This is a genomic window from Streptomyces sp. NPDC033178, from assembly GCF_055577685.1.
On the sequence record NZ_JBVIPT010000002.1, the window covers coordinates 321,836 to 345,435 of the forward strand.

The window sequence follows — 23,600 nt, forward strand, 5'->3', positions numbered from 1 at the left end:
GGTCAGGCTCGATTGTCACGGTTCTGTTACTGGGGTGACGGGTGGGGCGCCGGCGGCCCTTTTTCGCCCCCGCCGCCCCTACCCATCCCGTCCCTTTTCAGGGGCTTCGCCCCCGAACCCCCGCTAAAAGATTGCGCAGTTCCCCGCGCCCCTAAAAGGGGCGCGGGGAACTCCGCAATCAGCCACAGCGCACCCGCACGCACATCTCGGCCCCGGCGGCCCCCGGTGTGGGTGTCTAGTCCTCGGGCTCCCCGGAAAGGGGAGGCCGGCCACGGCGGGGGATCGGCCCCGCCCCGCCGGGAAGGCGACCCGTCTCCGCCAGGGCCCTCCGGAGCAGGAACTCGATCTGCGCGTTGGCGGAGCGCAGTTCGTCGCCGGCCCACCGCGCAAGCGCCTCGTACACGAGCGGATCCAGCCGCAACAGCACCTGCTTGCGCTGCTGCTGCGGCCGCCGCTGGGGGGAAGCCCCCTCGGAAGGTGAGGTCACTGGTAGAGGGACCCCGTGTTGAGGACGGACTGCGGGGCGCGGTCGCCGCACAGGACCACCAACAGGTTCGACACCATCGCCGCCTTCCGCTCGGAGGTGTCCTCGACCTTCCACACCACGACCGCGGCGAGCATGTTCAGACCGCACATGGCGATGAAGGCCGCGAGGCCGATCAGGATGCCGGACACGATCAGCGCGGCCTTGCCGCCGGTGGAGTCCACCGCGGTGGCGCCGACGATCGTTCCGGCGTCCACCGGCAGTCCGACGAGCCCGAGCAGCAGCGCGAGCCCGCCGCCGATGCTGTGCGCGACGGACTCCCGGACGCGCGGTGCGGGCATCTCGGGTACGTCGGAGGCGTGTGGAGTGTCGTGCGTGGACACGGGTGATCCCCCGTTCCGTGTGCGGCGTTTCGTAGTACTACGGCTCGTTTTGGGAGCCCTTAGCTTCACGCTAGCTAAGTGATAACACTTTACCCGCCACGGCAACCTTCTACTCATCCGAATCGTCGGTTCCATAGGGACAGGTGGTGACAGGTGCTGATTGTCACGTCCGCAAAAGACGGGATCGACCGTCCTATGTCCCCACGCGCGGTGTTAGTTTGCTGAGCTGACCTGACCGGTGAACCTGTGAGACACGAGAGACGGAAGCGGAGCGGATCGGACCCATGGGACGAGCGGAAGAGAGACGAGCGCGGCAGCGCGGCGGTGGTCACCGCGCCGCGCCGAAGCGCTCGTCCAGAGCCGGCGCCAGGGGTGGTGCCGGGACCGGCACCAAGGCCGGTACGAAAAGTGGCATACGTCGCTTCTTCACCTGGAAGAAGCTCCTCGGTACGTTCTTCGGCCTCTGTCTGCTCGGGATGGCGGCCTTCGTCGCTCTGTACCTGATGATCGACGTTCCCAAGGGCAACGCCGCCGCGGTCCAGCAGAGCAACATCTACAAGTACAGCAACGGCGATACGCTCGCCCGTGACGGCGACGTCAACCGCGAGCTCGTCGACCTGGACCAGGTCTCCAAGGGCGTCCGGATGACCTTCGTCGCCGCCGAGAACAAGTCCTTCTACGAGGACGCCGGCGTCGACTTCAAGGGCACCGCCCGCGGTCTGCTCAACACCCTCTCCGGCAAGGGCAAGCAGGGTGGTTCGACGATCACCCAGCAGTACGTCAAGAACTACTACCTGACGCAGGACCAGACCGTCACGCGCAAGCTGAAGGAACTGGTCATCTCCCTGAAGGTGGACCGCCAGGAGTCCAAGGACGACATCCTCGCGGGCTACATCAACACCAGCTACTACGGCCGCAACGCGTGGGGCATCCAGGCCGCGGCGCAGGCCTACTACCGCGTCGACGCGAACGACCTCTCGGTCGCGCAGGGCGCGTATCTCGCCGCGTTGCTCCAGGCGCCGAGCCAGTACGACTGGGCGGTCGCGAGCCCCACCAGCAAGAAGCTGGTCACCGCCCGCTGGAACTACGTCCTGGACAACATGGTCGAGGAGGGCTGGCTCAGCTCCGCCAAGCGCGACGGCCTGAAGTTCCCCGTGCCGAAGGACCCCAAGGGCGCGCCCGGTCTGCAGGGCCAGGCCGGCTACCTGGTGGAGGCCGCCGACACCTCGTTGAAGAAGCAGCTCGTCGCACAGGGCACGGCGGCCGACATGGACGAGGCCGAGACCATGGTCAAGGCCGGCGGCTGGACCATCACCCTGAACGTCGACAAGAAGAAGCAGGACCAGCTGGAGAAGGCCGTCAGGAGCCAGCTGACCAGCAAGCTGGACGCCGAGAAGCGGGCCATCGACGCCGACGTCCAGGCCGGTGCCGTGTCCGTCGACCCGAAGACCGGCAGGGTCGTCGCGATGTACGGCGGCGTGGACTACGTGAAGCACTACACGAACAACGCGACGCGCCGCGACTACCAGCCCGCCTCCACCTTCAAGCCGCTGATCCTGGCCGCGGCCGTCGACAAGGACGCCGAGACGCAGGACGGCACGCCGGTCACGGCGAAGACGATCTACGACGGCACCAGCAAGCGTCCCGTCGTCGACGATGGCAAGAAGGTCGGCTTCGCCCCGCCGAACGAGGACGACGTCGACTACGGAGACGTCACCGTCCAGACCGCCATGAACAAGTCCATCAACTCCGTGTTCGCCCAGCTGGGCGTGGACGTCGGCATGGACCAGGTCATGAAGACCGCGGGCGACCTCGGCATGGACGTCGAGGGCGCCAAGTCGGTGCCCGCCCAGACCCTCGGCACGATGGGCGCGAGCCCGCTGGAGATGGCGGGCGTCTACGCGACGCTCGACAACCACGGCAGGAAGGTCACCCCGGCCCTCGTGAAGTCGGTCGAGCACAAGGACCGCGTGGTCAAGTTCCCGGACCCGATCGGCGACCAGGTCATCAGCCGCGAGGCCGCCGACACGGTCACCTCGGTGCTGACCGGCGTGGTCGACGACGGTACGGCCAAGACGTCCGTACGCGACAACCCGGCCCGTGACGGCCAGCAGGTCGCGGGCAAGACCGGTACGTCCGACTGCAACAAGTCGGCCTGGTTCACCGGCTACACGCCCAAGCTCGTCACCTCGGTGGGCGTCTTCGGCGAGGCGGCCAAGGCGGGCACCACCCGGTGCGGCAAGGACAAGCCGGTGAAGGTCAAGGCGTTCAGCCAGGTCACGCTGCAGGGCGCGGCCGGCGGCGGCCGGGTCAACGGCGGTGGCTTCCCGGCCCAGATATGGGCGACGTACACCTTCGGCGCGATGGGCGGCGTCTCCAAGTTCGACCTGGACACCGACCAGGGTGCGGCCGTCCAGCCGACGATCACGCCGACGGCCACCCAGCCGCCGACGACCCCGTCGGACGAGCCGACCACCGAGGACCCGACGACGAAGCCGCCGACGACCAGTCCGCCGGCGGAGAGCAGTCCCGAGGAGACCCCGACCGAGAGCGACGATCCTCCGACGCCGACCACCAGCGCACCGTCGCCACCGGACGGCATAGAACTACCGACGGACCCGGACGACCCACAGTCGGATCCGTAACCGGCGACTACCAGGAAGGCGCGCCCCCACTAGGGGGCGCGCCTTCCTCGCGAACCGCGCGACCAGCCACGATCGGCCCGCGGTTCGCCGCCGACAGCTCAGGAACGCCGTTCGGTCCCTGTCGACCGGAACCGCTCAGTCCCCGTTGACCGAATGGGCGATCCGGTCACCGATCTCCTTGTCGATGTTCCGCCAGTACTGCAGCGCACGCTCCAGCACGGGCCGGGACACATCGGCCTGCAGATGCCCGCTGACGTTCGACACGAGCCGGTCCCGGGCGGCGTCGTCGAGGACCTGCCGGACCATCGTCCCCGCCTGCCCCCAGTCGTCGTCCTCACGGTGCCGCACGGTCGCCTCGCGCACCAGCTCGCCGGCGGTCTGCCAGCTCGCCGGGTCGCCGAACTGCCCGTAGTCGGCCGCGGGACCGCCGTAGGAGTTGGGCGCGTACGGACGGGCCGCGTTCGACGGCACGTACCGCATCGGGCCGTCCTTGGCGTACGAGTTGACCGGAGCGTGCGGCCGGTTGGGCGGCAGCTGCGCGTAGTTGGGGCCGATCCGGTACCGGTGGGTGTCCGGGTACGAGAACAGCCGGCCCAGCAGCATCTTGTCCGGTGAGGGGCCGATGCCCGGCACCAGGTTGGACGGCTCGAAGGCGGCCTGCTCGATGTGGACGAAGTAGTCCTCGGGGTTCCTGTCGAGGGTCATCCGGCCGACGTCGATCAGCGGGTAGTCGCCGTGCGGCCAGACCTTCGTCAGGTCGAACGGGTTGAAGCGGTAGTCCGCCGCGTCCTCGAACGGCATGATCTGGACCTTGAGCGTCCAGCTCGGCGCGTTCCCGGACTCGATCGACTCGTACAGGTCACGGCGGTGCTTGTCCGCGTCCGAACCGGCCAGCTCGTCGGCCTCGTCCTGCGTGAGGTAGTCGATGCCCTGGTCGGTCTTGAAGTGGTACTTCACCCAGAACCGCTCACCGGCGCCGTTGATCCACATGTAGGTGTGGGACGAGTAGCCGTTCATGTGGCGGTACGTCTTCGGGATGCCGCGGTCGCCCATCAGCCAGGTCACCTGGTGTGCCGACTCGGGCGAGAGCGTCCAGAAGTCCCACTGCATGTCGTTGCTGCGCAGCCCGGTCACCGGGTGGCGCTTCTGCGAGCGGATGAAGTCCTGGAACTTGATCGTGTCACGGACGAAGAAGACCGGGGTGTTGTTGCCCACCAGGTCGTAGTTGCCATGCTCGGTGTAGAACTTGAGCGCGAAACCGCGGGGGTCGCGCCAGGTGTCGGGCGAGCCCTGCTCGCCGGCGACGGTCGAGAAGCGCGCCAGCATCTCCGTGCGCTTCCCGGGCTGGAACAGATCGGCCTTGGTGAACTGGCTGACGTCATTGGTGACTTCGAAGAATCCGTACGCGCCACTGCCCTTGGCGTGCACCACCCGCTCGGGGACCCGCTCCCGGTTGAACTGGGCCATCTTCTCGATGAGGTAGTGGTCCTGGAGCAGGATCGGGCCGTCAGGACCGACGGTGAGCGAGTGTTCGTCGCTCTCCACCGGAATCCCGACGTTGTTCGTGGTGTACGGAGCCTTCTGGGGTGTGTGCGTCACGAGCGTCCTCCCGTCAAGAAGAGAGTCGTTAGGTCGCTTCGGCCACCCCAGCAGTCAACTCCGCCGACGGGATGTCGGCAACATTTGGACGCGGTCCAATACCGGTTCGGGTCTCACCTGGCTGCCGGGGGGCGTCTCCCGTGGGTACCCCTCGATCAGGGATCGACTCAGCCATGATTGGACTCATCCATGGTCCGACTCATCCAAGGTTCGACTCAGCCGTGGTTCAGCTCGAACCAGACCACCTTTCCCGTGCTGAGCCGGGTCGCGCCCCACCGCCTGGCCAGCTTGTTCACCAGGTAGAGCCCGCGGCCGCCCTCGTCCGTGGCCCGCGCCTGCCGCAGCCGCGGCAACTGCGGCACGTCGTCGCCGACCTCGCAGCGCAGCACGTCCGTACGGAGCAGACGCAGCGTGACCGGCCGTGACGTGTAGCGCACGGCGTTCGTCACGACCTCGCTGACGAGCAGCTCCAGGGAGTCCGTGAGCTCCTCCAGGCCCCAGCGGGAGAGCGCCTTTCGGGCCAGTCGGCGGGCCCGGCCGGGCGCGGCGTCCTCGGGGTCCAGATGCCAGAACGCGACGTCGCTCGGCGCGATTCCGTCGAAGCGGGCGGCGAGCAGCGCGATGTCGTCGTCCCGGTCGCCCGGGCCGAGCATGTCGAGCACCTCGTCGCACAGCGCCTCAAGGGGCGGCGGATGGTCGGCGCCGGTCAGCTGCGCGGTGGCGGCGAGCTTCTCGCGCAACTGTTCTATACCGGTCCACACGTCACGCAGTCGCGACTCGACCAGACCGTCGGTGTAGAGCAGCAGGGTGGCGCCGGCGGGCGCGTCCAGCTCGACCGCCTCGAAGTCCACCCCGCCCACGCCGATCGGGGCGCCCGGCGGTACGCGCAGGACCTCGGCCCGGCCGCCCAGGTGGAGAAGGACGGGCGGCGGATGGCCGGCGTTGGCGATGGTGATCCGGTGCGCGACCGGGTCGTACACCGCGTACAGGCAGGTCGCCATGCGGTCGGTGCCCAGGCGCTGGGCCTGCTCGTCCAGGTGGTGCAGGACCTCCTGCGGGGGCAGGTCGAGCCCGGCGAGCGTCTGCGCGGTCGTCCGCAGCTGGCCCATGATCGCGGCCGAGGTCATGGAGTGGCCCATGACGTCACCGACGACGAGGGCGACCCGGCTGCCGGGCAGCGGGATCGCGTCGTACCAGTCGCCGCCGACCCGGGCGGTCTCGGCGGCAGGCAGATAGCGGGACGCCAGCCGCACGCCGGTCGGCCGGGGCAGCGTCTCGGGCAGCATCGTGCGCTGCAGCTCGTCCGCGATGTACGCCTCGCGTCCGTACAGCACGGCCTTGTCGATGCCCAGCGCGCTGTGCGTGGCGAGCTGGGCCGCGACGAGCAGATCGTCGGTCTCGAACGCGGGCCGGTCCGGGCGGCGCAGGAACAGCGCGGCGCCGATCACGCGGCGTCGGCCCCGCAGCGGGGCGAGGATCGCCCGCTGGCCGCCGGGCACGGTCAGGTCCTCGCCGATCAGCTCGGGCAGCGCGGCCCGAGCGGCGGGCGCGTCCGCGAAGACGGGCCGCACCCCGCGCAGCACCTCGTTCAGCGCGCCACCCGGTCGTACGGTGCACAGCTCGGCGGTGATCCCGAGGTCGGGCTCGGGCTGGAGCGCGGGCAGCAGGAAGCCCTCGGTGTCCCGGTCCTCGGGGATCCGGTCCGTGCGCCGCAGCCGCAGCACGACGGGCCCGGTGGGCCGTTCGTCGCCGACGGGCAGCGGGTCGCGCAGATAGACGAGGATCGCGTCCGAGAAGGTCGGCACGGTGGCCCGGCACAGGCCCATCACGATCTCGTCGAGGTCGATGCCGCGGGCGATCCGCCGGGTGGCGGCCCCCACGAAGCGCAGCCGGTCGCCGTCCCGGCGCATGGGCATGGGGGTGCCAGGCGCGGGCCCCTGTCCCGTACGCCGCTCCTTGCCGCTCTGGACCGCGGCCGCCTCGGCACCCGACTGGGCCGGGATGGCCTCGGGAGCGGGCCGCGGGCGGTGCGGGTCGGGCTCGGTCACGGACGGCTGGGAATGCTCGGATCCCGAGCCGGTGGGAGCGTCGGTCGGGCCGTGACCGCCGGAGGGCGCGGGCGGGCCCTGGCTGCCGGCCGGGGTCCCGGACGCGGCGGGCGTGCCCGTGGCGGCGGCGAGGGCGCCCGAGGGCGTGGGGGAGCCGCTCGGGCCCTGGCCGTCGGAAGCGGGCGCACCCGGGGTCCCGGGCGGGACGGGGGCCTCGGCCGGCCGTCCCTGTGCGGGTAAACCGGTGGAACCCTGCGCCGGCGGCTCCGGGGTACGCAGAAGCGCCCCGCGGGGGTCCGCGGGGGCGGTGGGCCGGGCAGCGCTTGGCTGGCGGCGCTCGTGGGAGGTGGGGTGCTCCGTCACGCGTGTCGAATCCATCCGTCCGGTGCTGCGCGCCGTGCGTGCAGTTCGTCCCGCAGAAATCCCGATACCCGGAATGCGTGCCCCAGGAACGGAATCACCGCGTGGTCAGACAGCCTCTCAGAAGAGGGACCGTCGGGCACCGGCGGGAACAGCCCGTCCGGCCGTCTCCGGACCGTACCGCTGTGGCCCTCGTACCCCTCGCTCACGTCCTGCCGCCCCTCGGTGACGTTCGGTCAAGCCCAGCGTGTGCTCCGGGAGTTGTCGCCTCGCGCCCGCCCGCCACCCGACCACCACTCCTCAACGACGGTGCTGCGCACCGACCGTGACTGTTCGTTGCGGAGGACGATCCTACGGTTCTACCACGGGGGCACATCAAGGGTCTCACGTGGACACGTGCGCGGGCGTACGATCCCAGTCGTCCGGCAGCGACGGTACGGACCAGGACGGATCCGGGCGCCAGTGCTGCCAGCCGTCCGACAACGGCGGGCCCCAGGCGCGGATCACCTCCACCGCGGCCCGGCCGGCCTCCCGCACCCGCGCGGCCAGTCGGGCGTCCATCAGGCCGTCCCGCTGGGCCTGCGCGAACTCGTCCTCGTCGCGCCAGTCCCAAGTCCGGTCCGGGTTCACCGAGATGTCGAGGAAGTGGTCCTCGGAGTCCACCCCGCCGGCCCATCTGGCCAGCGGTTCCTCCAAGTTGACGTACCAGTTCTTGAACTGCCAGCCCGGCTCCCAGAACAGCCACACCGACCACGGCTCACCGGGCCGCGCCAGCTTCAGCACACCCGTGCCGAACCAGTGACCGCGCTGCACGGTCCTGGGCTTGGTGTAACGGGACTCCAGCGGCTCCACGTGCACGGGCGTGCCGTCGGCGAGGACGGGCTTCACACACTCCGTCCCCGGGGCCAGCCACACGGCGAGCAGCTCCTCGTCGTCCCGCACGACGGTCACGGGGCGCACGATGTGGAAGCGCTCGCCGGCGTTCTCCCGGTAACGCCACAGGATCCGACTCCCGGGGTTCCAGTACGCCGCCGACCCGCCCGCTTCCACGTGTGTCACCGCTCCACCCTCTGCCATGAACAGATATTAGGTGCCCATGGCATACGACGCTGCGGCGCGCGTCACGGTTCGCGCGCCGGGCCGGATGACGTTACGGGCGCGTCATCCGCAGGACATCCAGGGCCTCGTCCAGCTGCTCCCGGGTGAGGTCGCCACGCTCGACGTAGCCCGACTCCAGGACGACCTCACGGATGGTCTTCCGCTCGGCGAGCGCCTTCTTGGCGACCTTCGCGGCCTCCTCGTACCCGATGTACTTGTTCAGCGGCGTCACGACCGACGGCGACGACTCGGCGTACTCGCGGGCCCGCTCGCGGTCGGCGGTGATCCCGTCGACGGTCCGGTCGGCGAGCAGCCGTGAGACGTTCGCCAGGAGCCGGATCGACTCCAGTACGTTCCTGGCGATGACCGGCAGCATCACGTTGAGCTCGAAGTTCCCGGAGGCTCCGGCGGTGGCGATCGTCGCGTCGTTCCCGGTCACCTGCGCGGCGACCATCAGTACGGCCTCGGGAATGACCGGATTCACCTTGCCGGGCATGATCGACGAACCGGGCTGGAGGTCGGGAAGGCTGATCTCGGCCAGACCGGTGCGGGGCCCGGAGGCCATCCACCGAAGGTCGTTCGCGATCTTCGTCAGCCCGACCGCGATGGTCCGCAGCTGCCCACTGGTCTCGACGATCCCGTCCCGCGCCCCCTGCGCCTCGAAGTGGTCGCGCGCCTCGGTGAGCGGCAACCCGGTGCTCCGCGCGACTTCGGCGATCACGGCGGCGGAGAACCCTGCCGGGGTATTGATCCCGGTCCCGACAGCGGTCCCCCCGAGGGGCAGCTCGGCGAGCCGCGGCAGGGAGGCCTGAAGCCGCTCGACCCCGTACCGCACCTGGGCGGCGTACCCGCCGAACTCCTGCCCGAGCGTCACCGGCGTCGCGTCCATCAGATGCGTACGCCCGGACTTCACGACGTCGGCGAACTCCTCGGACTTGCGGGTGAGCGCGTCCGCGAGGTGCTCCAGGGCGGGGACGAGATCGCGGGTGACGGCGGCGGTCGCGGCGATGTGGATGGACGAGGGGAAGACGTCGTTGCTGGACTGCGAGGCGTTCACATGGTCGTTCGGGTGTACGTCCCTGCCGAGCCGTTCCGTCGCCAGCGTGGCGATGACCTCGTTCGTGTTCATGTTGGACGAGGTCCCCGAGCCTGTCTGAAAAACGTCCACGGGGAAGTGGTCGTCCCACTTACCGCCCACGACCTCCGCGGCCGCCTCCTGGATGGCCTCCGAGACGTCCTTGTCCAGGACCCCGAGCCCGGCGTTCACCTTGGCCGCGGCCGCCTTGATCCTGGCGAGGGCCTCGATGTGCGCGCGCTCGATCCGCTGCCCGGAGATGGGGAAGTTCTCGACGGCACGCTGGGTCTGCGCCCGCCATTTCGCGTCCGCGGGGACGCGGACCTCGCCCATGGAGTCGTGTTCGATGCGGTAGTCGCTCATAACAGGTACATCGCCCCCGCCGCCCCTACCCATTCCCGTCCCTCGGGGGCTCCGCCCCCGAACCCCCGCTCCTCAAACGCCGGAGGGGCTGATTTTCAGCCCGTCCGGCGTTTGAGGACGAGCGCGTTCAGCGCGATACGGGGGTCTGGGGGCGGAGCCCCCGGAAAGGGACGGGAATGGGTAGGGGCGGCGGGGGCGAAAAGGGCCCTGTCGCTACCGACCGGCTAACCCAGCCCAGGCCCCCGCACCGGGATCGACGTGAACGTCGGCGCCGGCGCCGGGTCCTTGAAGAAGTCGTTGCCCTTGTCGTCGACGACGATGAACGCCGGGAAGTCCTCCACCTCGATCTTCCACACGGCCTCCATCCCGAGCTCCTCGTACTCGACGACCTCGACCTTCTTGATGCAGTCCTGCGCAAGCCGGGCCGCGGGCCCACCAATGGACCCGAGATAAAAGCCCCCGTGGGACCCACACGCGTCAGTGACCTGCTGAGACCGATTCCCCTTGGCCAACATCACCTTGGAACCCCCCGCCGCCTGGAACTGCTCCACGTACGAGTCCATCCGCCCGGCCGTGGTGGGCCCGAACGACCCGGACGCGTACCCCTCGGGGGTCTTGGCGGGCCCCGCGTAGTACACGGGGTGGTCCTTGAGGTACTGCGGCATCTCCTCGCCCGCGTCCAGCCGCTCCTTGATCTTGGCGTGCGCGATGTCCCGCGCCACGACGAGCGGCCCGGAGAGGGACAGCCGGGTCTTCACCGGGAACTTGGTGAGCTCGGCGAGGATGTCGTCCATGGGCTGGTTCAGGTCGATCTCGACGACGTCCGACGCCTCGTCGAGGTGCTCCTCCGTCGTCTCGGGGAGGAATCGCGCCGGGTCCGTCTCCAGCTGCTCCAGGAAGACGCCCTCGGCGGTGATCTTCGCGACGGCCTGCCGGTCGGCGGAGCAGGAGACGGCGATGGCGACCGGGCAAGACGCCCCGTGCCGCGGCAGCCGCACCACACGCACGTCGTGGCAGAAGTACTTGCCGCCGAACTGCGCGCCGATCCCGATCCGCTGCGTCAGCTCGAATACCTTCTCCTCCAGCTCCTTGTCCCGGAAGCCGTGCCCGAGCTCGGAGCCCTCGGCCGGGATCTCGTCCAGGTAGTGCGCGGAGGCGTACTTCGCGGTCTTCAGGGCGTACTCCGCGCTCGTACCGCCGACGACGATCGCCAGGTGGTACGGCGGGCAGGCCGCGGTCCCCAGGGAGCGGATCTTCTCCTCCAGGAACTTCATCATGGAGGACTCGTTCAGAACGGCCTTCGTCTCCTGGTACAGGAACGACTTGTTGGCCGAGCCGCCGCCCTTGGCCATGAAGAGGAACTTGTAGGCGCCGCCGTCGGTCGCGTACAGCTCGATCTGGGCCGGCAGGTTCGACCCGGTGTTCTTCTCGTCCCACATGGTGAGCGGGGCCATCTGCGAGTACCGCAGGTTGAGGTTCAGATAGGCGTCGTAGATGCCGCGGCTCAGCGCGGCCTCGTCGCCGCCCTCGGTGAGCACGTTCTGCCCGCGTTTGCCCATGACGATCGCCGTGCCCGTGTCCTGGCACATGGGCAGCACGCCCGCGGCGGCGATGTTCGCGTTCTTCAGGAGGTCCAGCGCGACGAACTTGTCGTTGCTCGACGCCTCGGGGTCGTCGATGATGCGCCGCAGCTGGGCGAGGTGCGCCGGCCGCAGATAGTGCTGGATGTCGTGGATGGCCTCGGCGGCGAGCTTGCGCAGAGCCTCCGGCTCCACCTTGAGGAACGTGCGCCCGTCGGCCTCGAAGGTGGAGACACCCTCGGAGGTCACCAGCCGGTAGGGGGTGGTGTCCTCTCCCTGGGGGAGCAGATCGGTGTACGCGAACTCAGGCATCTCGCCCATTCCTTCATCGACAGACAGCGGCCGGCCTCCATTGGCGGGCGCCCACCAGCGTAGAACCTGCTGCCGACACCGAGCTTGTGAGGTAAGGCTCAGTTCGCCGTCCACACCCCCTAGTCGCGATCTATCGCGTTTGGGTACGCTGCTGTCGTGGACCTAGAGAAGCGCACCGCACCCGACCTTCGGAAGCAGACCGACCTCCGGGCGTCCGACGCCGACCGCGACCGGACGGCGGACATCCTGCGCGAGGCCCTCGCCGAGGGCCGCCTCACCGCGGAGGAGCACTCCGAGCGGGTCGAGGACGTCTTCCGCGCGAAGACCGTCGGCGAGCTGGAGCCCCTCGTGGCGGACCTGCCGGTGGCCCACCGGTCCCGCCCGGCGGCGACGTTCGCCCCGGCGCCGAACCGCCCCACCCCGGGCACGGTCCCCCCGGTCGCCGAGGAGAACGTGGTGGCGGTGTTCAGCGCGGCCGTCCGCAAGGGCCGCTGGCGCATCGGCCGCCGCACGCACGCGTACGCGATCTTCGGCAGCGTCGAGATAGACCTCAGCGAGGCGGTCTTCGAGCACCAGCAGGTCGTGATCAAGGCGATAGCGGTCTTCGGCAACGTCGAGATCCGCGTCCCGGAGAACGTGTCGTTGCGCGGCAACGGCGGCGGGGTCCTCGGCAACTACGAGGTGGACACGCTCGATTCGGCCGACCACGACGCACCCGTGGTGTACGTGGACGGACTGGCCGTACTGGGAAATATCGAGGCAAAACCCAAGCGGGGCAAGCTGATCGAGGACATCCTCGACCGGGTCGGGGACCGGGTGAACGCCAAGTTGCGCAAACACCTCGGGCATTGACGGTCGCGAATTTCGCGGCGAGCGGAGGGTATTGGTCCAGTAGTGACGGTCCAGTGCCGGTCGGGATCTCCCGCGCTTCGGAACTGAGTGCATAGGCGCGCGTACAGCGGGTAGGCCTTGCTGCATCGTCTCTCGCTCGCGAAGCCGTCGTCAGGAGTAGACCGTGCTGCATCCGCCGCATCAGTCCCTGCAGGTCGCTGCCGTTCCGCCCCAGCCGGTGCCGGTGCGGGAGAGGGACCAGGACGCCCCTTGGCACACGGAGGCCGTGTGCCGCCGCGACGAGGCCGGGCTGTTCTTCGCGCCCTCGAAAGAACCCACCGCGGCCCGGCTGTCCCGGGAGGAGGCGGCCAAGCGGGTCTGCGCACGCTGTCCGGTGATGGTCGAATGCCGCGAGCACGCACTGCTGCAACCCGAGCCGTACGGGGTGTGGGGCGGCCTCACCGCCGCCGAGCGCCGCGTCGTCCTGGCCCGACGCCGCCGCCGCGACCTCGAACTGCAGAAGGCGGCCCGCGCCACCGGCCCGATAGCCGCAGCCGGCTGACACTCACACCGATGGGGCGCCCCTCCGCACAAGGGGCGCCCCATCGCCGTACAAAAAATCAACTGCTCCGCCAGGGCGCCCCTTCAAGGGGCGCGGGGCTGTAACACCTTGCGGCTCCGCCGCGGGGCGCGACCAGCCCGAACGGGCCTGCAGATACTCACGGCCCGCATGAACGGCACAAGCAGCGGGGCTACTTCGCCCGGTCGAAGTCGATCGCGCTGTACGCCCGCAGCTTCGCCAGCCGGTGCTCCGAGTTGATCTGCCGGACCGTCCCCGACTTCGACCGCATCACGATCGAGTCGGTTGTGGCGGTCTCGGGCCGATAGCGGACTCCCCGCAGCAGTTCGCCGTCGGTGATCCCGGTCGCGACGAAGAAGACGTTCTCGCCGGAGACCAGGTCGTCGGTGAACAGGACCCGGTCGAGGTCGTGGCCCGCGTCGACGGCCCGGGCGCGCTCCTCGTCGTCCTTGGGCCACAACTTGCCCTGGATCGTGCCGCCCAGGCACTTCACCGCACAGGCGGAGATGATGCCCTCGGGCGTACCGCCGATGCCGAGCAGCAGGTCGATGCCGGTGCCCTCGCGCAGCGCCAGGATCGAGCCCGCGACATCGCCGTCGGAGATGAGCTTGATGCGGGCGCCGGTCTCCCGGATCTCCTTGATGATGCCGTCGTGGCGCGGCCGGTCGAGGATGACGACCGTGACGTCCTCGGGCGTGACGCGCTTGGCCTTGGCGACCCGGCGGATGTTCACGGACACGGGCGCGTTGATGTCGACGAAGTCGGCGGCCTCCGGGCCGGTGACCAGTTTGTCCATGTAGAAGACCGCGGACGGGTCGAACATGGTGCCGCGGTCGGCGGCGGCCAGCACCGCGATCGCGTTCGTCATGCCCTTCGCGGTGAGCGTGGTGCCGTCGATCGGATCGACGGCGATGTCGCACTCGGGGCCCGTCCCGTCTCCGACACGCTCCCCGTTGAAGAGCATCGGGGCCTCGTCCTTCTCGCCCTCCCCGATGACGACCACGCCGTTCATCGAGACGGTGGAGACGAGGGTCCGCATGGCCCGTACGGCCGCGCCGTCGGCGCCGTTCTTGTCGCCGCGGCCGACCCAGCGGCCCGCGGCCATGGCGGCGGCCTCGGTGACCCGGACGAGCTCAAGGGCGAGGTTTCGGTCGGGGGCCTCGGACGGGACCTCGAGTTCGGACGGCAAGTGATGCTCGGTCATCGGAGCGCACCTTTCTGATACGACGACGGCCGGATGAGGGTTCGGGCCGACTCTATCCTCAGTCCGACAAAATGAGCAGGGGGGCCCACGGATGAGCAGACCAGTACACCTGCGACGATGGGGGCGTGGCAGGTATGAAAGGCAAGCAGACGGTCCGGGACATGGTGTTGTCCCTGGGCCTGATCGGCATAGTCGCGGGCTTCATCTACGTCTTCATTCCCAATGACGACTCGGAGCCCCCTCTCAAGCGGGTCGACTACCGCGTGGAACTCCTGACGGCACGCCGCGCGGCCGCCTATCCGGTGGCGGCGCCCGAGGGCCTGTCCAAGGAGTGGAAGGCGACGTCGGTGCGGTTCCAGGGCGCCGACTTCGACGCGTGGCACCTCGGCTTCCACGACCCCGACGGTGAGTACGTGGCGATCGAGCAGTCGACTCAGAAGCCCGTCACGTTCATCGACGACGCGAGCCAGGGCGCCGAGGAGACGAACACGACGCAGCGCATCGGCGAGCGCTCCTGGGAGCGGTACGAGGGCGCGAAGTACGACGCCCTCGTCCTCCGGGAGAAGGGCTCCACGACGGTGGTGACCGGCACGGCGTCCTTCGCGCAGCTGACGAAGATGGCCCAGGCCCTGAAGACGGAGTAGGGCCCCGTACGCATGACGACGGCCCCCGGCGCGAATGCCGGGGGCCGTCGTCATGCGTACGGGGAGGGTCAGACCGTCGTGATGACCTGGTCGGCCTCAAGGCGCGGGGAGCGCGGGAACCAGGCGTCCTCGCCCGGCTTGCCGATGTTGACCACCATCAGCGGGGTGTGGTCGTCGTCGAGGAACTCCTTCTGGACACCCGCGAAGTCGAAGCCCGTCATCGGACCCGCGGCCAGACCGGCGGCGCGGACACCGATGATGAAGTACGCGGCCTGCAGCGCGGCGTTGAGGGAGGCGGCACCCTCACGGGCCGGACGCTCGGCGAAGAAGAGGTCCTTGGCCTGCGGGAAGTGCGGCAGGAGGTACGGGAGTTCCTCGTGGAACTCGTTGTCCGCGGAGAGGATCGCGACGAGCGGTGCGGTGGCCGTCTTCGGCTGGTTGCCCTCGGACATGTGCCGCACCAGGCGCTCGCGGGCCTCGGCGGAGCGAACCAGGGTGATGCGCAGCGGGGACTGGTTGAAGGCGGTCGGGCCGAACTTGACCAGGTCGTAGATCGCCTGCACCTGCTCCTCGGAGACCGGCTCGTCGGTGAAGGCGTTCGCGGTGCGGGCGTCGCGGAACAGCAGGTCCTGAGCGGTGGGGTCAAGGACGAGGGACATGAATCAACCTTTTCGGGGGAGTGCGTCGAACCCCGTGGGGGGATCGCCTTGCACTTCCGAAGGTACGTCGATGAAGTTTAGGATTCAACCAAAACTGGGGCATGGTGATCCGGTTCACAGGCCGCGAGGGTCGGCGAAGCCGTTGTGAACGTGAGTGCGAGGGGTGCGTTCGGGAAGCCTGCCGGATGCGATCCACAGGCGATCTACCAGAGGGTTACTAGGTGTTGGAACCGGAACCGGAACCGGAACCGGAACCGGAACCGGAACCAGAGCCAGTGCCGGAGTCGCCGGACTCCTCCTCGGCTTCGTCCCCCGCCCCCGCCAGAGCCGCGTCGAGGCGGGCGCGGGCGCCGTCCAGCCACCGCCGACACACCTTCGCCAACTCCTCGCCCCGCTCCCACAGGGCGAGCGACTCCTCAAGTGTCGTACCGCCCGCCTCCAGGCGTCGTACGACCTCGATGAGCTCGTCCCGTGCCTGCTCGTACCCGAGCGCCTCGTCCGTACTGCTGGTCATGCGCCCACCCTAGGGTCTGTCTCGGACATCGACTCGTACCGTGAACTCGCCCTCGGTGACGCGCGCCCGCAGGGACTCCTCCGCCGTCACCTCGTCCGGGGACCGGACCGCGTGGCCGTCGGACTTCTGCAGCACCGCGTAACCCCGTTTGAGGGTCGCTGCGGGGGAGAGGGCCACCACGCGTGCGTGCGTGTGCGTCAGCTCCGAGTCGGCACGGTCGAGGAGGTGCCCGAGCGTGCGGCGGCCGCGGTCGAGCAGTGAGGCGACATGGTCCGCACGCTCGTCGACCATCCGGTGCGGATCCTCTATCGAGGGGCGGGCCAGCGCGTGGGCGAGGCCTCTCTCCTCCCGGTCGATGAAGGACTGGACGCTGCGGCGGGCGCGGTCCCGCAGGAACTGGACGCGCTCGTACTCCTCGCCGACGTCCGGGACGACCTTCTTCGCCGCGTCGGTCGGGGTGGAGGCCCGCAGGTCGGCCACGTGGTCGAGCAGCGGGTTGTCGGGTTCGTGCCCGATGGCCGACACGACCGGTGTACGACAGGACGCGACCGCCCGGACGAGCTGCTCGTCCGAGAACGGGAGCAGGTCCTCCACGCTGCCGCCGCCGCGCGCCACGATGATCACATCCACGTCGTCGAGCGCGTCCAGTTCCTTCACGGCCTGGACGACCTGGGGGACCGCGTGGACGCCCTGCACCGCGACGTTGCGCACCTCGAAGCGGACGGCGGGCCAGCGGTGGCGCGCGTTCTCCAGCACGTCCCGCTCGGCGGCGGAGGCACGGCCGCAGACGAGCCCGATGAGCTGGGGCAGGAAGGGCAGCGGCTTCTTGCGCTCGGTCGCGAACAGCCCTTCGGCGGCGAGGGACTTCTTCAACTGCTCCAGCCGGGCGAGCAGTTCACCCACGCCCACGGGCTTTATCTCGGCGGCCCGCAACGACAGCTGCCCACGCGGTGCGTACCACTCGGGCTTCGCGAGTACGACGACACGGGCGCCCTCGCTCACCACGTCGGCGACCGAGTCGAACACCTGGCGGTAGCAGGTCACGCTCACCGAGATGTCGTACGACGGATCGCGCAGCGTCAGAAACACGACACCCGCGCCCGGCCGCCGGGACAACTGGGTGATCTGCCCCTCCACCCACACCGCCCCGAGCCGGTCGATCCATCCCCCGATGAGCCGCGACACCTCACCGACGGGGATGGGTGCGTCCGAGGACGTGTTGAGAGCCATGCGGCGAGCGTAGCCGCAGGCTGTGAAAGAGCGGTCGTGCGTAGGGCCGAGTTGGGCGGGTGCGCCCCATCAGGGGCGCGGGGAACTGCGCAGTCTTTTGGGGGTTCGGGGGCGAAGCCTCTGAAAAGGGACGGGAATGGGTAGGGGCGGCGGGGGCGAAATCCTCGGGTCAGCCTCCCGAAGGCACCCGCCCCCGCTGTGCCACCAACACCCCCACCCCGACAACCAGCCACACCGCCCCCACCACCTGCGCAGTCCCCGACGCCTCGACGATCACGGCAACAGTGATCGCCGCCCCCACAACCGGCATCAGCACATGCCGCCACCACACCACCGCCCCACCCCGCCGCCGCACGGCGAACCACCCCACGACACTCGCGTGCAGCAGCGTGAACGCGGTCAACGCACCGATGTCGACCACCGACACCAGATGGTCCATCCCGTCATCACGCCGGGCGGCCCACACCGCGGCCACCATCGTGATGACGGCCGCGCAGAGCAGAGCCACCCGCGGCACCCCGGAGTCCGTCCGGGACAGCACCCGCGGCAGCCGCCGGTCCCGGGACATCGCGAACAGCAGCCGCCCGGCCGCCGCCTGCCCGGCCAGCGCCGCGAACGCCGCCCCGATCGCCTTGCTCACCGCCACCAGATCGTGCAGCCACGTCCCGACGGAGGCGTCCACGGCGTCGTAGAACGCAGACCCCTGCTTGCCCGGATCGGCGGCGAGCTGCGCCGACGACAGCGGTTCGAGCAGGGCGATGAGATACGTCTGCGCGATGAACAGCACACCGGCGAGGGCGAGGCAGAACAGCACCGCCCTGGCCACCTTCTCCGAACTCCCGGTCACCTCCTCGGCGAAGGAGGCGATCGCGTCGAAGCCGAGATAGGAGAGCACGGCGATCGACACGGCCCCGACGACGGCGGACAGCGCGAACGCCCCCTGGGAGCCGTCCCCCGACAGCGGGGACAGCCACCCCCGCTCGGCCCCGTCGCGCGCGAGGACGACGACCGCCGACACGACGAAGACAAGGAGGACCACGATCTCCATCGCGAGCACCAGGAAACCGACGCGCGCGGCGGCCCGTACGCCCCACAGGTTGAGCAGCGTCGTGACGAGGACGGCGAGCGCCGTCCACACCCACCGCGAGACCTCCGGGACCAGGGAGTTCATCGCGATCCCGGAGAAGAGGTACGCCACAGCCGGGATGAGGAGGTAGTCCAGCAGCGCCATCCAGCCGGCGACGAACCCCGCCTCCTTTCCGAGCGCCGCGCGCGCGTAGGCGAACACCGACCCCGCCTGGGGGACCACGCGCACCATCTGGGCGTAGCTGAAAGCGGTGAACGCCATCGCGACCGTGGCGACGACGTAGACGAGCGCGACCGCCCCGTGCGACTTGGCGTCGAGGGTCCCGAAGATGCCGACCGGCGCCATGGGAGCGATGAACAGCAGCCCGTAGACGACCAGATCGCGGAAGCCGAGATTGCGCCGCAGGCCGTGTCCGTCGTGTTCGTCGTCGGCCCGCGCGGCCGAGGTCCCCGTGCCGGACATCCGTACCTCCCGAGAGTCGCGCCTTGCCCCACCCCTCCCAGCTCCCCAGCTGCCCGACCAGTCTCCCCAAGGCGGCGATCTTTGACGCGCCGGGCGCGGCCTTACGATGGGATGCATGACTGCTTCGACTGGCCGCCGTGTCCTCCTCGCCGCCCCCCGTGGCTACTGCGCGGGAGTCGACCGTGCCGTGATCGCCGTCGAGAAGGCCCTTGAGCAGTACGGGGCCCCGATCTACGTCCGCCACGAAATCGTCCACAACAAGTACGTCGTGCAGACCCTGGAGAAGAAGGGCGCGATCTTCGTCGAACGGACGGCGGAGGTCCCCGAGGGGTCCATCGTCATGTTCTCGGCGCACGGCGTCGCCCCCGTCGTCCACGACGAGGCCGCGGCGGGCAAGCTCGCCACGATCGACGCGACCTGCCCGCTGGTCACCAAGGTCCACAAGGAAGCGGTCCGCTTCGCCAAGGAGGACTACGACATCCTCCTGATCGGGCACGAGGGCCACGAGGAGGTCATCGGCACGTCCGGCGAGGCGCCCGAGCACATCACGCTCGTCGACGGCCCCGAGGACGTCGCCAAGGTCGAGGTCCGCGACCCCTCCAAGGTGGTCTGGCTCTCCCAGACCACGCTGTCGGTCGACGAGACCATGGAGACGGTCGACGCGCTCAAGGACAAGTTCCCGCAGCTCATCTCCCCGCCCAGCGACGACATCTGCTACGCCACGCAGAACCGCCAGATCGCGGTGAAGAAGCTCGCCGAGGACGCTCAGCTGGTGATCGTGGTGGGCTCGAAGAACTCCTCGAACTCGATCCGCATGGTCGAGGTCGCCCTGGACGCGGGCGCCTCCGCCGCGCACCTGGTGGACTTCGCCGCCGAGATCGACGAGGCCTGGCTGGAGGGCGTCACCACCGTCGGCCTGACCTCCGGCGCCTCGGTCCCGGACGTACTGGTGGACGGCGTGCTGGAGTGGCTGGCCGAGCGTGGCTACGGCGACGTGGAGACGGTGAAGACGGCCGATGAGTCCATCACGTTCTCCCTCCCCAAGGAACTGCGCCGTGACCTGCGCGCGGAGGCGGCCGCCCTGGTGGCGGACCGCACCGGTGGCACCCCCTCGGCGGAGTGACTGTCCGTCGTACGACGTAACGTAGAGCCATGCAGATCTTCGGTGTGGACATCGGCGGCTCAGGGATCAAGGGCGCTCCCGTGGACCTGGACGTGGGCGACCTGGCGGCGGAGCGCCACAAGGTGCTCACGCCGCACCCCGCGACCCCCGACGCGGTGGCGGACGGCGTGAAGGAGGTCGTCGACCACTTCGGTTGGACGGGCCCGGTCGGGATCACCTTCCCGGGTGTCGTCACCGGTGGCGCCACCATCCGCACGGCCGCCAACGTCGACAAGGACTGGATCGACACGGACGCCCGCGCCCTGCTCAGCGACCGGCTGGACGGCCTGCCGGTGACCGTGCTGAACGACGCGGACGCGGCGGGCGTCGCCGAGATGCAGTTCGGCGCAGGCCGTGAACGCCAGGGCACGGTCTTCCTGCTCACGTTCGGTACGGGGATCGGCAGCGCCCTCTTCGTGGACGGCATCCTCGTGCCGAACACGGAGCTGGGCCACCTGGAGCTGAACGGCCACGACGCGGAGAAGCACGCGTCCACCAAGGCCAAGGAGGACCACGACCTCTCCTGGGAGCACTGGGCCCACCGCGTCCAGAAGTACCTCGCCCATGTGGAGATGCTCTTCTCGCCCGAGCTCTTCATCATCGGCGGCGGCGTCAGCCGCAAGTCCCACAAGTTCCTGCCCCTGATCGAGGGCATCAAGGCGGAGATCGTCCCGGCCCAGCTGCAGAACAACGCGGGGATCGTGGGAGCGGCGATGAGGGCGGCGAAGGCGGGCTGACGACCACCGCCGGCGACGCCGGGCGCCGACCGCCCAGGGGGAACCAGAGGAAATGGAACCTCAGGCGGCCGCCCGGCGCCGCTGCGCCGCACGGCGGCTCATCATCCGTACCTTGCGCACGGTGACGATGAGTCCGGCGACCAGCGTGCCCCCGTACAGCCACCCCGCGTGCAGTGCGAGGGCGGTGACCAGCCCCATCAGCCGTCCGAAGAGCCCGCCACCGCTGTCGGCGATCGGCAGCAGTCCGACGGCGAAGGCGATCGGCACGGCGACGACCGCCGTGACGAGGTCGGCCCGCCGCACCCACACCGCCGTCAACGCGCACACCGGCAGGAACAGCACCCCGTAGACGACGAGCGAAGACCCGAACAGCAGCGCGTCCAGACAGGCCAGCGCGAACATCACCGCGGCACAGAACAGCCCGCTGCCCAGCCCGGTGAGCCGGGGGTTGGGGAACCGGCGTACGGCCTGCACCAGCGGTGACACGGCCGGCGCGGTCCTCGGGACACCGGCCCCGGCCTGCCGGGGCGTGCGGGCCCCACCCCGGCCGGCCTGCGGGGGAAGGGGCGCGCCGCGTCGCAGCGGCGGTGACTGAGGGGGACGAGTTCTGTGTTGCTCCACAGGTCCAACTTAGGTCGGGTTATGTGCGGAATGGGCCCTGGGACACGCGCTTTGGCCGACCTTGGGCAAGCGTTCGATACGTCGCCGGTGCGGGGCGCGGAACGCCGTAGACTGGTGGATCGTCTGGATCGCCCTCCACCCTTACGTACGGGAAGTCGCAACGTGTCGCTCACGATCGGAATCGTCGGTCTGCCGAATGTCGGCAAGTCGACCCTGTTCAACGCCCTGACCAAGAACGACGTGCTGGCGGCCAACTACCCGTTCGCCACGATCGAGCCGAACGTCGGTGTGGTCGGCGTCCCCGACGCCCGGCTGACCAAGCTGGCGGAGATCTTCGGCTCCCAGAAGATCCTCCCGGCCACGGTCGACTTCGTGGACATCGCGGGCATCGTGCGCGGCGCGAGCGAGGGCGAGGGCCTCGGCAACAAGTTCCTCGCGAACATCCGTGAGTCCGACGCGATCTGCCAGGTCATCCGTGCCTTCAAGGACGAGAACGTCGTACACGTGGACGGCAAGGTCTCGCCGAAGGACGACATCGAGACGATCAACACCGAGCTGATCCTCGCCGACCTGCAGACCATCGAGAAGGTCCTGCCGCGCCTCCAGAAGGAGTCGCGGATCAAGAAGGACGTCGTGGCGAAGGTGGCGGCGGTCGAGGCGGCCAAGGAGATCCTGGACGGCGGCCAGACCCTCTTCGCCGCGGGCATCAAGCAGGACTCGGACCAGGAGGCGCTCCTCCACGACCTCCACCTGCTCACCGTCAAGCCGTTCCTGTACGTTTTCAACGTCGACGAGGACGAGCTGACCGACGACGCCTTCAAGGCCGAGCAGAGCGCGCTGGTCGCCCCCGCCGAGGCGATCTTCCTCAACGCCAAGCTGGAGGCGGACCTCGCCGAGCTCGACGACGAGGAGGCCCTGGAGCTCCTCCAGTCCGTCGGAGTCGAGGAGCCCGGCCTCGCCACGCTCGCCCACGTCGGCTTCAACACCCTCGGCCTGCAGACGTACCTCACGGCCGGCCCCAAGGAATCCCGCGCCTGGACGATCAAGAAGGGCGCCACCGCCCCCGAGGCCGCCGGAGTCATCCACACCGACTTCCAGAAGGGCTTCATCAAGGCGGAGGTCATCTCCTTCGAAGACCTCGTCGAAACGGGCTCAGTGGCCGAGGCCCGCTCCAAGGGCAAGGCCCGCATGGAGGGCAAGGACTATGTGATGCAGGACGGGGACGTGGTGGAGTTCCGCTTCAACGTTTAGCTTCGCTTGGAATCGCCCCTTGGTCTGCGTTTGTACAGGTCAGGGGGCTATTTGCTGTCTGGGTCCGTGCGCTGCGGCGGAACGTTCAAGGGCTGGGTTTTGCGAGTTGCGATCGAGTGTTTGCAAAGGTCAGGGTGTTGCCGTCCGGTAGTTGAATCCGGGCGGGGTTTCCGGTTGCTGGATTCTTGCTGGTTCGGTCGGCGTGGCTGGAAGTCCAAAATGGGCCGGGCAGGCGGCGGTCTGGAGCTTCGTCGATACCCAGTCCAGTCTTCGGCGGGTGCTCAGGTACGGACTGCGCCGCCACGCCCCTTGCGGGGGCTTCGTGCGCGGCCGTAGCTCAGGGGAAGGGGACCTCGTACTGGTCCAGGGCCCTACTTGTTCTTCGCACCCTGGTATCAAAACCCGAACGCCCAGCTGTTTGAGGTGCCCTCGTCAGTCAATTCATTGCGACATGCAAGGACGTTGCAGTCCGGCCAGGCCGAGCTCGGCCCGTCGTGGCGGGTCGGCTGTGGGAAGGAGCTGAGCGGTGACCATGTTGCGCTGGCTACAGGTTCGAGTCCTGGGCAGGGCGTCGGGCGATGGGAATGGTCGTGAGCGGCTGCCCTTGGGGGTGCGGATCTCCGCGCAGTCCACTCTGCCACCACTATGAAACGCCAGCCCATCCGCCACAT

General features: G+C 69.3%; 19 protein-coding genes and 1 pseudogene. 7 read left to right on the plus strand and 13 right to left on the minus strand.

What is annotated here, in order from left to right:
• Window positions 1–235: 235 nt before the first annotated feature.
• Window positions 236–487, minus strand: a complete 252-nt coding sequence (locus ACZ5VQ_RS05375) for a type II toxin-antitoxin system antitoxin (protein ID WP_055614401.1) — start codon at window positions 485–487, stop codon at window positions 236–238.
• A 125-nt stretch (window positions 488–612) separates the two neighbouring features.
• Window positions 613–867: pseudogene (locus ACZ5VQ_RS05380) on the minus strand (SPFH domain-containing protein); the annotation flags it as partial.
• Window positions 868–1,151: 284 nt separating this feature from the next.
• Between ACZ5VQ_RS05380 and ACZ5VQ_RS05385 the strand changes: the two are divergent.
• Window positions 1,152–3,512, plus strand: a complete 2,361-nt coding sequence (locus tag ACZ5VQ_RS05385) for a transglycosylase domain-containing protein (protein ID WP_469103780.1) — start codon at window positions 1,152–1,154, stop codon at window positions 3,510–3,512.
• Window positions 3,513–3,647: 135 nt separating this feature from the next.
• On the opposite strand, the gene ACZ5VQ_RS05390 is transcribed toward ACZ5VQ_RS05385, so the two are convergent.
• From ACZ5VQ_RS05390 to ACZ5VQ_RS05410, 5 genes are all read right to left on the minus strand, one after another.
• On the minus strand, window positions 3,648–5,111 hold the full coding sequence (locus ACZ5VQ_RS05390) for a catalase (protein ID WP_469103781.1): 1,464 nt from the start codon (window positions 5,109–5,111) through the stop codon (window positions 3,648–3,650).
• A gap of 215 nt (window positions 5,112–5,326) precedes the next feature.
• Window positions 5,327–7,537 carry an ATP-binding SpoIIE family protein phosphatase gene (locus tag ACZ5VQ_RS05395; protein ID WP_469103782.1) on the minus strand — a complete coding sequence of 737 codons (2,211 nt, stop codon included), beginning with the start codon at window positions 7,535–7,537 and terminating at the stop codon, window positions 5,327–5,329.
• A gap of 366 nt (window positions 7,538–7,903) precedes the next feature.
• Window positions 7,904–8,596: a cytidylyl-2-hydroxypropylphosphonate hydrolase gene (gene fomD / locus ACZ5VQ_RS05400; protein WP_398887742.1), complete on the minus strand. Its 693-nt coding sequence runs from the start codon at window positions 8,594–8,596 to the stop codon at window positions 7,904–7,906.
• A gap of 73 nt (window positions 8,597–8,669) precedes the next feature.
• Window positions 8,670–10,055, minus strand: a complete 1,386-nt coding sequence (locus ACZ5VQ_RS05405) for a class II fumarate hydratase (protein ID WP_469103783.1) — start codon at window positions 10,053–10,055, stop codon at window positions 8,670–8,672.
• A 224-nt stretch (window positions 10,056–10,279) separates the two neighbouring features.
• Window positions 10,280–11,947, minus strand: a complete 1,668-nt coding sequence (locus tag ACZ5VQ_RS05410) for a fumarate hydratase (RefSeq protein WP_469103784.1) — start codon at window positions 11,945–11,947, stop codon at window positions 10,280–10,282.
• 156 nt (window positions 11,948–12,103) lie between these two features.
• On the opposite strand from ACZ5VQ_RS05410, the gene ACZ5VQ_RS05415 reads away from it, so the two are divergent.
• Both ACZ5VQ_RS05415 and ACZ5VQ_RS05420 read left to right on the plus strand, forming a co-directional pair.
• Window positions 12,104–12,799 (plus strand): DUF1707 SHOCT-like domain-containing protein, encoded by a 696-nt coding sequence (locus tag ACZ5VQ_RS05415; RefSeq protein WP_469103785.1) that lies wholly within the window; start codon window positions 12,104–12,106, stop codon window positions 12,797–12,799.
• Between the two features lie 163 nt (window positions 12,800–12,962).
• Window positions 12,963–13,340: a WhiB family transcriptional regulator gene (locus tag ACZ5VQ_RS05420; RefSeq protein WP_362088257.1), complete on the plus strand. Its 378-nt coding sequence runs from the start codon at window positions 12,963–12,965 to the stop codon at window positions 13,338–13,340.
• A gap of 190 nt (window positions 13,341–13,530) precedes the next feature.
• Here ACZ5VQ_RS05420 and glpX read toward each other — a convergent pair whose 3' ends face one another.
• Entirely contained in the window at window positions 13,531–14,562 is a 1,032-nt protein-coding gene (gene glpX, locus ACZ5VQ_RS05425) for a class II fructose-bisphosphatase (RefSeq protein WP_055615017.1), read from the minus strand.
• Between the two features lie 125 nt (window positions 14,563–14,687).
• Between glpX and ACZ5VQ_RS05430 the strand changes: the two genes are divergently transcribed.
• A complete protein-coding gene (locus ACZ5VQ_RS05430) occupies window positions 14,688–15,206 on the plus strand; it encodes a DUF4245 domain-containing protein (protein WP_200396079.1) in 519 nt (172 codons plus the stop codon).
• Window positions 15,207–15,274: 68 nt separating this feature from the next.
• On the opposite strand, the gene ACZ5VQ_RS05435 is transcribed toward ACZ5VQ_RS05430, so the two are convergent.
• The 4 genes from ACZ5VQ_RS05435 to ACZ5VQ_RS05450 form a co-directional block, all read right to left on the minus strand.
• Window positions 15,275–15,865, minus strand: a complete 591-nt coding sequence (locus ACZ5VQ_RS05435) for a malonic semialdehyde reductase (RefSeq protein ID WP_469103786.1) — start codon at window positions 15,863–15,865, stop codon at window positions 15,275–15,277.
• Window positions 15,866–16,082: 217 nt separating this feature from the next.
• A complete protein-coding gene (locus ACZ5VQ_RS05440; RefSeq protein WP_469103787.1) occupies window positions 16,083–16,379 on the minus strand; it encodes an exodeoxyribonuclease VII small subunit in 297 nt (98 codons plus the stop codon).
• A gap of 9 nt (window positions 16,380–16,388) precedes the next feature.
• On the minus strand, window positions 16,389–17,609 hold the full coding sequence (gene xseA / locus ACZ5VQ_RS05445) for an exodeoxyribonuclease VII large subunit (RefSeq protein ID WP_469103788.1): 1,221 nt from the start codon (window positions 17,607–17,609) through the stop codon (window positions 16,389–16,391).
• Between the two features lie 169 nt (window positions 17,610–17,778).
• Complete coding sequence (locus ACZ5VQ_RS05450; RefSeq protein ID WP_469103789.1) at window positions 17,779–19,158, minus strand: APC family permease; 1,380 nt, start codon at window positions 19,156–19,158, stop codon at window positions 17,779–17,781.
• 106 nt (window positions 19,159–19,264) lie between these two features.
• On the opposite strand from ACZ5VQ_RS05450, the gene ACZ5VQ_RS05455 reads away from it, so the two are divergent.
• Together ACZ5VQ_RS05455 and ppgK are read left to right on the plus strand one after the other, a co-directional pair.
• Window positions 19,265–20,281: a 4-hydroxy-3-methylbut-2-enyl diphosphate reductase gene (locus tag ACZ5VQ_RS05455; RefSeq protein WP_359937658.1), complete on the plus strand. Its 1,017-nt coding sequence runs from the start codon at window positions 19,265–19,267 to the stop codon at window positions 20,279–20,281.
• Between the two features lie 29 nt (window positions 20,282–20,310).
• Window positions 20,311–21,057: a polyphosphate--glucose phosphotransferase gene (gene ppgK, locus ACZ5VQ_RS05460; protein ID WP_469103790.1), complete on the plus strand. Its 747-nt coding sequence runs from the start codon at window positions 20,311–20,313 to the stop codon at window positions 21,055–21,057.
• Window positions 21,058–21,117: 60 nt separating this feature from the next.
• Here ppgK and ACZ5VQ_RS05465 read toward each other — a convergent pair whose 3' ends face one another.
• Complete coding sequence (locus ACZ5VQ_RS05465) at window positions 21,118–21,543, minus strand: DUF6542 domain-containing protein (protein ID WP_469103791.1); 426 nt, start codon at window positions 21,541–21,543, stop codon at window positions 21,118–21,120.
• Window positions 21,544–21,840: 297 nt separating this feature from the next.
• On the opposite strand from ACZ5VQ_RS05465, the gene ychF reads away from it, so the two are divergent.
• Window positions 21,841–22,929 carry a redox-regulated ATPase YchF gene (ychF, locus tag ACZ5VQ_RS05470; RefSeq protein WP_362088241.1) on the plus strand — a complete coding sequence of 363 codons (1,089 nt, stop codon included), beginning with the start codon at window positions 21,841–21,843 and terminating at the stop codon, window positions 22,927–22,929.
• The last annotated feature ends 671 nt before the right edge of the window (window positions 22,930–23,600 follow it).